Source organism: Vibrio sp. M260118 (assembly GCF_036533755.1).
GTDB lineage: Bacteria > Pseudomonadota > Gammaproteobacteria > Enterobacterales > Vibrionaceae > Vibrio.
In genome coordinates this window covers 1-2,969 of sequence record NZ_JATABG010000405.1, presented here as the reverse complement: position 1 = coordinate 2,969, position 2,969 = coordinate 1, and the positions used below count along the sequence as shown (strand labels likewise).

3 protein-coding genes and 1 pseudogene are annotated in these 2,969 nt (G+C 43.8%); all 4 read left to right on the top strand.

What is annotated here, in order from left to right; genetic code table 11:
• Positions 1-174 (top strand): annotated as a pseudogene (locus QTO00_RS17525) (penicillin-binding protein activator LpoB); the annotation flags it as partial.
• Positions 175-201: 27 nt separating this feature from the next.
• Positions 202-1,056: a phosphotransferase gene (locus QTO00_RS17520; RefSeq protein ID WP_331425919.1), complete on the top strand. Its 855-nt coding sequence runs from the start codon at positions 202-204 to the stop codon at positions 1,054-1,056.
• A 100-nt stretch (positions 1,057-1,156) separates the two neighbouring features.
• On the top strand, positions 1,157-1,699 hold the full coding sequence (gene ycfP, locus QTO00_RS17515; RefSeq protein WP_331425918.1) for an alpha/beta hydrolase YcfP: 543 nt from the start codon (positions 1,157-1,159) through the stop codon (positions 1,697-1,699).
• Between the two features lie 393 nt (positions 1,700-2,092).
• On the top strand, positions 2,093-2,969 hold an 877-nt coding region (locus QTO00_RS17510), incomplete at its 3' end, for an NAD(P)/FAD-dependent oxidoreductase (protein WP_331425917.1).

The following is a 2,969-nucleotide window of genomic DNA, read 5'->3' as shown; positions in this document are numbered from 1 at the left end:
GCTCAATACATGCTTTACGGTAACCTGTCGAGCATCAATAAGAACGCTGGTAGTGACAAAGATGTTTACTACAAAATGACGATGCGCTTGATGGATCTTGAAACTGGCTTAATTGAATGGGCAGACGAGACAGAGATCCGTAAACAAGAATCAAAGAGCTTTTTAGGTCTATAAGATTTTATGTGATTAAAGGAATGGACTATGGCGCGAATGTCGTGGAGTGAGGCTTGCCAACTCGACCGATCATTATTGTCATTGGAACACTTCTTCTCCATTCCCCCTGACTACGCTCAAACGCTGACAGGGGGATTGACCAATCGCTGCTGGAAAGTGGTCTCATCGGATGGTCACTCTTATGTCTGGCGGCCTAACACCCCTATAACCAAAGCGTTTTCAATTTCTCGTTTTCAAGAATATCAAATACTTACCTCCATTGAGCCGACTGGCATAGGGCCTCACGCGGTTCATATTAACGATCAAGGTTTGTTGGTTTCTTGGGTTGAAGGGGAGTCGCTTATCCGAGGTCTACCGTTTGAGTCTTTGCTTAAGACCATGGTTGCTATCCACAATATTGATACTCAGCGTGTTCCTGTCGCACCGTTTAATTTTACCGCGCGTGTTGATCATTACTGGATGCTGCTCGAAGAACAATATAAGGTTGAACCTTATGTTTCCCTTTATAATCAGTGGCGTTCAAGTCCGAGTTTAGCGGATGTGGGTCATACCTTATGCCATTTCGATCTCGCTGGTTACAACATGGTCAAAACGGTTGAGGGAAACAAGGTAATCGATTGGGAATACGCCGCTATAGCAGATCCACGATTAGACTTAACTTTGTCCATTGACGTGGCAGGTGAAAAACCGCTCGATGCCGTTTTCCGTTACTGCAAGCTTAGGGGTATTGAAGGAGTGGATGATTGGGTTGAGGGTGTCATGGCATGGCAGCCTAGAGCGATTATGATGGCTATGCTGTGGTATTTATTGGCTCATCAGTTGTGGGGAGATGAACAATATTTGACCCAAGCACGTAAACTGCAAGAAACAATTTGTAGCTAAGATCACTGTTTGGTAGTTCTAATAAGTTAAAGTCGTTTTGTGAGCTTTTAAACCTTGTTTTTCATGGTAGATTAAATTCACAGGGATCGAGGGATTTACAATGATTATCTATTTACACGGTTTTGATTCGACCAGTCCGGGCAACCACGAAAAAGTACTTCAGCTTCAGTTCATTGATGAGGATGTCCGTTTCATCAATTACAGCACTCTCCACCCGAAGCACGATATGCAGCATCTGTTGAAAGAAGTGCACAAAGTGATTGAACAGTCTGAGGACAAAAATCCGATTATTTGTGGTGTTGGCCTTGGTGGATACTGGTCTGAGCGAGTGGGTTTTCTATGCGGTATCAAGCAAGTTATTTTCAACCCCAACTTGCATCCAGAGCTAACCATGCAAGGCCGCATTGATCGACCTGAAGAGTACGAAGACATCGCGACTAAATGCGTATCAGAGTTTCGAACTAAGAATAAAGATCGCTGCTTAGTGATTTTATCGAAACAAGATGAAATTCATGACAACAGTAAAACCGCGCAAGAGCTAGAGAGCTACTACAACATCATTTGGGATGAAACCCAAACTCACAAGTTTAAAAAAATCTCACAGCATTTACAGACTATGAAGGCGTTTAAAAACGCAAGCTAGTGTGTTCTCGTAGCGTGACAGTTCAGGCGACAAAGGAGACTTTGTCGCTTTTTTGTTACTCAACCGCTCCTTATCCCGACAATTTTTAATGATATAAAGCTAATCTTTAGTTGCGCGTCGATTTTAGCTCTATATAATGAACTCATTACAAATTTTTTGATAAATATCAAAAAAAATTGAGAGCAAGTAAAAAACTTGCCCAAGAATGAGCTACATCAAGATTGTAGTTTTAGAGCCATTGAGCTCTTTTATCCAATAAACGTGTCATATTGCCTGGCGTATTAAGTCTAGGTATTTGCTGGCAGTCGAGTGCCAGTAGACCCAAAAAACAGAATTATATCGAGGCGATTTTCGGCTCGAACCAGTTTTATTGTATTTTTTGAGGAAGTTGTTGTGACACGAATTATCGTAGTAGGCGGCGGTGCAGGCGGATTAGAGCTTGTAACTAAACTAGGCCGTACTCTTGGTCGTAAAGGCCGCGCAAAAATTACACTAGTCGATCGTAAAGCAAGTCACTTATGGAAACCACTTTTGCACGAAGTAGCGACTGGCTCTCTAGATGAGGGTGTGGATGCGCTTAGCTATCGTGCGCATGCGAAAAACCACAGTTTTGATTTCCAGATGGGCAGCCTAGAAGATATTGATCGCGAGCGTAAAGTGATCAAGTTGCATGAGCTAAAAGACGATCATGGCGAGCTACTGATGCCTAGCCGAGAGCTAGAGTATGACATCCTTGTCATGGCCATTGGCTCAACATCCAATGACTTCAACACTCCAGGTGTACGTGATAACTGTATTTTCCTTGATAGCCCTGAGCAAGCACACCGTTTCCGTACCGAGATGAACAACCAGTTCTTAAAACTTCACGCGAAAAACGGTAATGGCACGGTTGATATCGCGATTGTTGGTGCGGGCGCGACAGGCGTTGAACTCTCAGCAGAGCTACATAACGCGGTTAAAGAACTGCGTACCTATGGCTTTGGTGATCTTGATTCAAGCAAGCTAAATGTAAACCTTGTTGAAGCGGGCGAACGTATTCTCCCAGCGTTACCTCCACGTATTTCTGGTGCTGCCCATCAAGAGCTAACTAAACTCGGCGTTAATGTTCGTACGGCGACTATGGTGACGCAGGCGGACAAAGATGGCCTGGTGACCAAAGATGGCGATAAAATCCCTGCACAAATCATGGTTTGGGCTGCGGGTATTAAGGCTCCGGACTTCATTAAAGATCTTGCAGGTCTAGAAACTAACCGTATCAATCAGCTAGTGG

What these genes read in the sequence shown, in the direction of transcription:
- QTO00_RS17520 (WP_331425919.1), top strand. Translation starts at nt 202, where the DNA reads ATGGCGCGAATGTCGTGGAGTGAGGCTTGCCAACTCGACCGATCATTA.
- ycfP (WP_331425918.1), top strand. Translation starts at nt 1,157, where the DNA reads ATGATTATCTATTTACACGGTTTTGATTCGACCAGTCCGGGCAACCAC.